The organism is Microcoleus sp. B7-D4, from assembly GCF_036705125.1.
GTDB lineage: Bacteria > Cyanobacteriota > Cyanobacteriia > Cyanobacteriales > Microcoleaceae > Microcoleus.
Map to the genome: position 1 here is coordinate 4117 of NZ_JAUBTT010000164.1, position 5712 is coordinate 9828.

The following is a 5712-nucleotide window of genomic DNA, read 5'->3' on the forward strand; positions in this document are numbered from 1 at the left end:
CCCTCAGACTCAATTTTCTGATTCTCAGAATTTGGAAGAGTTTCAGCGTCAAAATATCCCTCAGACTCAATTTTCTGATTCTCAGAATTTGGAAGAGTTTCAGCGTCAAAATATCCCTCAGACTCAATTTTCTGGTGCTTAGTATCTAGCTCAGGTAGCGCTGAATTCCGGGTGTGGAAATAAAAGTCGAGAATGGCTCGCAAATCACCCCAACCTCCATCATCTTGACCGTACCCCAGAACTTGCGGGGGAATCGGCACCGGATTACCTCGCAAATCTAATTCTTCCAAATTTTTCATCCTGCAAATCGCCTCTGGGATTTCAGTAATCTGATTATTAGGGAGGCGAAGCTCTTTCAGATTCGATAATTTCCCGATCACATCGGGGATAGTGGTAATTTGATTGTCACCCAGACAAAGCCATATCAGGTTTTTCAGTTGCCCGATCGCCTCTGGGATGGAGGTAATCTGAGTTTTAAAGATGGAAAGCATTGTCAGGTTTTCCAATTGCCCGATCGCCTCTGGGATGGAGGTAATCGGATTTTCACCCAGACAAAGCCATGTCAGGTTTTTCAGTTGCCCGATCGCCTCTGGGATGGAGGTAATCTGATTGTAACCCAGGTTAAGCCGTATCAAATTCGACAGTTGCCTGAGTTCCTCTGGGATGGAGGTAATCTGAGTGCAACAGAGGTCAAGGTGTGTCAAATTCGATAATTGACCGAGTTCGTCGGGAATGGAAGTAATCTGATTGGAGCTGATAGCAAGCCATTGCAGATTGGACAATTGACCGAGCTCCTCTGGAATGAACTCTATGTCCATATTGTTAGAGAGATCAAGGTATGTTAAATTGGACAGTTGACCGAGCTCCTCTGGAATTAAGTAAATACGATTAGAACGAAGGCTAAGCTGTGTCAGCTTGGACAGTCGCGTAATCAGCTCTGTAGACCTGGATCCAATTTGATTGTAATCGAGGATAAGTTCTGTCAGATTTGACAGATGGGTGATCGCTTTTGGAAGAGCTTCAATTTGATTGTTAGAGAGATCAATTCGTGTCAAATTCCACAGTTGTGCGATCACATCTGGGATTTTTCTAATCTGATTGTACCCAAGGTCAAGCTCTGTCAGCTTCAACAATTTACCGAGAGCATCTGGAATACAGGTAATCTGGTTGTGACGAATGTAAAGCCCTCTCAGACTCGACAATTGTCCTAGCGCCTCTGGGATGAAGGTAATCTGATTAAACCGTGTCATATCGGACACTCCCCAAGGCACTTCATTACTGAGTTCAAGCCATTTCAGATTGGATAGTTGCCCAATTGTCTGTGGGATTTCCCTAATCTGATTGTTACCAAGGTAAAGTCCTGTCAAACTCGACAGTTGCCCAATTACCTCTGGGATAGAAGTAATCTCATTGTAACTGAGCTTAAATAGTGTCAGATTGGACAACCGCCCAAGTGCGTCGGGAATAGAGGTAATCTTATTGTTATTGAGGAGAAGTTGTGTTAGATTGGACAATTGACTAAGTGCCTCTGGAATGGAGGTAATTTTATTGTTACTCAGATCAAGCCATCCCAGATTTGATAGTTGTCCAATATCTTTTGGGATAGAGGTAATCTGATTTTCACCACAGTAAAGCCCTATCAAATTGAACAGTTGCCCCAGCGTTTCTGGGAGGGAAGTAATTTCATTGTTACTTAAGTCAAGTGTTGCCAAATTAGATAGTTGCCCTAACGCCTCTGAGATAGAGTTAATTTTATTGTTGCTAAGATCGAGCCTTGTCACGTTAAACAGAGACCCTAGTGCTTCTGGGATGGAGTTAATTTTATTGCTGCTAAGATCCAGCCATATCAGATTTGACAGTTGCCCCAATGCCTCTGGGATGGAAGTAATCTGGTTATGGCTGAGGTTAAGCCCTGTCAGATTTGACAGTTGCCCGAGCGCCTCTGGGATAGAGGTAATCTGATTTTCACTGAGGTTAAGTTCTGTCAGATTTGACACTTGCCCAAGCGCCTCTGGGAGCTGGGTAATTTGATTTTGGCTAAGTAAAAGCTGTGTCAAATGCGTACAGTTGACAATTTCTGGCGGCAGTTCTTTCAGATCCAGCCCTGATAAATCTAGTTCCGTCAATTTCTTTGCGACAGCCCACTCAATTCGTCGCACTGCTTCCTTTCGGGTCATCTCTTTTGCCTCTCAGTAGTATTCATTTTATTGTGACTCAAATTTTCCCACTCGCTCCAAAACCTTGTTCTAGGCTGGGATATGACACTTTCCCGCCTAATGCCTGTAACTTTTGCAGCTGCATCGAGAAAACACATATTTTGACATAAAACATTATCAAATTCAAAAATATCCAGAGTATAAACTCCAAAACAGGTATAGTTAGATTAATTACCATCTAAAAACCTAACAAATAAAAGAAAATAATGATCCTTGCTCAAGCTGTTTCCGCACAAGTTATTAACGCCCAAATAGTCAATATTGAAGACGGCGATACACTCACTGTTCGCAGTAATAAAGGACAAAATATAACAGTAAGGTTATCTTGCATTGACGCACCTGAAAAAAATCAAGAAGGAGGAAAAGAGGCATATAATCGCCTTAACACACTACTTCCAAAAGGTACATCAATCAAACTTTACCCTGCATATAAAGGCCTATATGAACACCAATTACTGGTAGTTTTGGTGGTTTTTGACAAAAAAAATATTAATTTACAAATGGTGCAAGAAGGGCAAGCATGGGTCTATGAAAATTATATTGGTGTTGGTAGATGTAGCACTATTGTTAAAGAATTGCGTCAAGGTCAGGCTACCGCTCAACATCAGCGCATTGGACTATGGAATAAAAATAATCCTTGTCCACCTTGGGACTATAGAAAAAATCAGTGTAAATAGAATCCAATTACCCCACAAAAACCTGCACCTAATCCCCAAAGACCCATACCCAATTAACAAACAAAAAGACGGTATGGCTTGTGAGTAAAACTTTCAACAGTATCTAAAAATCATCAAACCCGCTAGACTCCAACTCTGGCGGGTTTCTATTAGCTACCAGTTAGAGACATCATAAACCTTACTATATCAAGTTAGACTTAGTTGAAGACTTTACTTGTTTAAATACTCTTCATTAACATCTTTTATTCTGGGATCTTTTTCCATTATTTTAGTGATTAATTCCCGCAGAGTAAAAGGATCTCTAAACACACCTTTGTCAATAATTCTAGTTGTTATTTCATTGATTTCTTTAGTCCCTTTATCAGGATGACCCACTATTATTAAGGTAAACTCCGAAGAAAATTCAAAGTATAAATTCTTTATGAGTAGTTCGAGGTCTAAATCGTGATCGGGATTATATGAATCATCGTATTCACTTGTAAATTGCGCTTTATATTGCGCTTGTATAACTTTTGTTAAAATTTGAATTGAACTTCTATAGGACTCATAAATTTTTTCTCGATACCATTTTTGTCTCTCAGTTTCTTGTTGCCAAATTCTTTGTTGATTTTCACGATCCAATTGAAATTTATTGTTAATCCAATTATTAATTAATAACGAGACGCTAGACAATACAGCAGCTAAAAGAATATAAATACCAGGTGATTGGGAAAGCATATTGTTTTTATCTATGTAAAAGCATAATAATGATAGCTCTTTACATAAAAGATTAGCAACTGTGAATCTTTGCGGATTTTTAACCGCACTCCGACCGCTCTCACCGCTTTCTGAGTGCCAGCGCTCCCACCACATCCAGTTTTTTAAAAAGCACTCACTTGCGACGTGCGAGTGTGACGCAAAAAAGCCCTAACTATAAGTAGTTGGGGGATTCCGGTTTGGTTGATTGTCGGCGAAGCCGATCGGCTTCGCCGCTAAAGAACCGAATACCAGCCACTCTTTCTGACCAAATAATTTCAGGTTTTAGATTTTGACAGTGCAGTTGCCCTGCAAACCGCGCAAAAACGGGAATCAACGGGAATCAAAATGTGCCAAGTTTCCTTTACCTCTCGCAACCAATGCCGTCCTTATCTCTATCAAACCCATGTGGGTCTGGTTGCAGTACCCGAAAGCGTTTGTGAGAAATGTCGCCGCAATTTAAATCAGGCGGTGCGGGTGGGATGCACACGTCAGGGTAACTCGGGTCGCAATTATTTCGTGGACTTGGCGCAGGCCTTTGTGGAGTTGGTGCAGGTTTTTGTGTAGCAGCAGCGGGTTTTACTGCACACTGATTTTTTCTAAAGTCCCAAGGAGGGCAGGGATTGGCTTGGCTCCACAAACCAACTCGATTTTGCTTAGCAACGCTTTGAGCTTGGCGCAATTGTTCGGCGGTCGTGCGGCAGTTGCCGATGTACTGCTCATAGACCCACGCTTGCCCTTCTTGTAGCAATTGCACATTAATATTTTTACTACCGTTAAACACGACTCCAACTGTGCGACCATACTGGTCTTTATCTACAACGACGACTTTAACTGATGCACCTTTGGGAAGAAGTGCAGTAAGGCGATTGGCTGCCTCTTTTCCTCCTTGTTGATTCCTTTCTGGCGTGTCGATGCACGCCAATCTCACAGTTAGGTTTTGTCCGTTGGCGCTACTGATTGTGATGGTATCGCCGTCGCCGACGCTAATTACCTGGGCATTAATAAATGGATTATTTGGCGATTGGGAAACTTGAGCAGGAATTGTCGGGACGGTTGGTGGAATGAACATCTACTAGAGTCCGTTTAGTGATTACTAGGTAGCCAATTGCTGTCTTTGCTGCGGTGCTTGGGACTTCGGGCGATCGAGTTCTCCCGTTTTTTCCTGCCCAACACTTGCATTTACCACAGCATTAAGCCGATTCAGGAATTTGGATATTTATCTGAACTATAACTAATTACCGTTCGATCGAACCCAAAACAATGACCTACAACCCAAGGGCGATCGAACAGTTGAATATAGCACAAAGAACAAAATAGAGCTGATTAAATTACTTAATTAGCACGTAAAATGATTGTACGTTAAAGCATGATTCCTTAATAACACAGACTGAGGTAAGTAATGGTTACTGTCAATATCGATGGAAAAGAAGCCAAAGTTAGTAATGGCGAGTGGACAAGTGAAGATGCGGATTTAGCCAATCTACTCAATAATTGGACGAAGAATGAGCGAGCTACAGCAACACCAAATAGTGAGTTTTATATGTTGGATTCCCCATCTAATCCATATCCCGATTTGGCTCTCGCAGAAGAAGCAGTAGCGGAGTGGGGAGGAGAGATAACAGACGAAGGGCGAGCCCCGGAGGACAACCCCGATGTTATTAACTAATTTATCCGTTCAATAAAGTATAGGAATAGCGGTTGCCTGCCTAGCATAATCCTCCCAAACCGTTGCAGCGTATTGCTTGAGTTCGGTTATAGTGCCAACCGCGCCCACGACCAAAAAGAAGTCACTGGGCTGCTAGACGGGATGTTTTGATCAATCGAACGGTTGCCACAAGCCGCAAGGGTTTGATGCTGTCAATCAGAAAATACATAGAAGTACGAACCGATTCGATTATGTGGTGCTTGTTATGCCGAGTCGCCTTGTCATCGGATTGAGTGGCAGTTTAAGTCTGTTTGGAAGTGCGATCGCCATCAGCTTAAGCTTTTAGCTAAGTGTCCGCCGTGTGAAGCACGATTCAAGATACCTGCACTGTGGGAGAATGGGAGATGCGATCGCTGTCGGTTGCCGTTTGGGGGAT

At 42.3% G+C, this 5712-nt stretch carries 5 protein-coding genes; 2 read left to right on the forward strand and 3 right to left on the reverse strand.

Features of this window, described 5'->3' with window-relative positions; translation table 11 throughout:
- On the reverse strand, nucleotides 1–2177 hold a 2177-nt coding region (locus tag QUB12_RS35350), incomplete at its 3' end, for a leucine-rich repeat domain-containing protein (protein ID WP_333310786.1).
- 245 nt (nucleotides 2178–2422) lie between these two features.
- Here QUB12_RS35350 and QUB12_RS35355 point away from each other — a divergent pair.
- Nucleotides 2423–2893 (forward strand): thermonuclease family protein, encoded by a 471-nt coding sequence (locus QUB12_RS35355; RefSeq protein ID WP_333310788.1) that lies wholly within the window; start codon nucleotides 2423–2425, stop codon nucleotides 2891–2893.
- 210 nt (nucleotides 2894–3103) lie between these two features.
- On the opposite strand, the gene QUB12_RS35360 is transcribed toward QUB12_RS35355, so the two are convergent.
- Both QUB12_RS35360 and QUB12_RS35365 read right to left on the reverse strand, forming a co-directional pair.
- Nucleotides 3104–3745: a hypothetical protein gene (locus tag QUB12_RS35360; RefSeq protein WP_333213220.1), complete on the reverse strand. Its 642-nt coding sequence runs from the start codon at nucleotides 3743–3745 to the stop codon at nucleotides 3104–3106.
- 247 nt (nucleotides 3746–3992) lie between these two features.
- Nucleotides 3993–4700: a thermonuclease family protein gene (locus QUB12_RS35365; protein ID WP_333310790.1), complete on the reverse strand. Its 708-nt coding sequence runs from the start codon at nucleotides 4698–4700 to the stop codon at nucleotides 3993–3995.
- 330 nt (nucleotides 4701–5030) lie between these two features.
- Here QUB12_RS35365 and QUB12_RS35370 point away from each other — a divergent pair, with 330 nt between their 5' ends.
- Nucleotides 5031–5297, forward strand: coding sequence for a hypothetical protein (locus QUB12_RS35370; RefSeq protein WP_333310792.1), 267 nt, complete (start codon nucleotides 5031–5033; stop codon nucleotides 5295–5297).
- Nucleotides 5298–5712 lie beyond the last annotated feature (415 nt).

Excerpts from the sequence above, each read along its gene's own strand:
- QUB12_RS35355 (WP_333310788.1), top strand. The coding sequence starts at position 2,423 with ATGATCCTTGCTCAAGCTGTTTCCGCACAAGTTATTAACGCCCAAATA.
- QUB12_RS35360 (WP_333213220.1), bottom strand. The coding sequence starts at position 3,745 with ATGTGGTGGGAGCGCTGGCACTCAGAAAGCGGTGAGAGCGGTCGGAGT.
- QUB12_RS35365 (WP_333310790.1), bottom strand. The coding sequence starts at position 4,700 with ATGTTCATTCCACCAACCGTCCCGACAATTCCTGCTCAAGTTTCCCAA.
- QUB12_RS35370 (WP_333310792.1), top strand. The coding sequence starts at position 5,031 with ATGGTTACTGTCAATATCGATGGAAAAGAAGCCAAAGTTAGTAATGGC.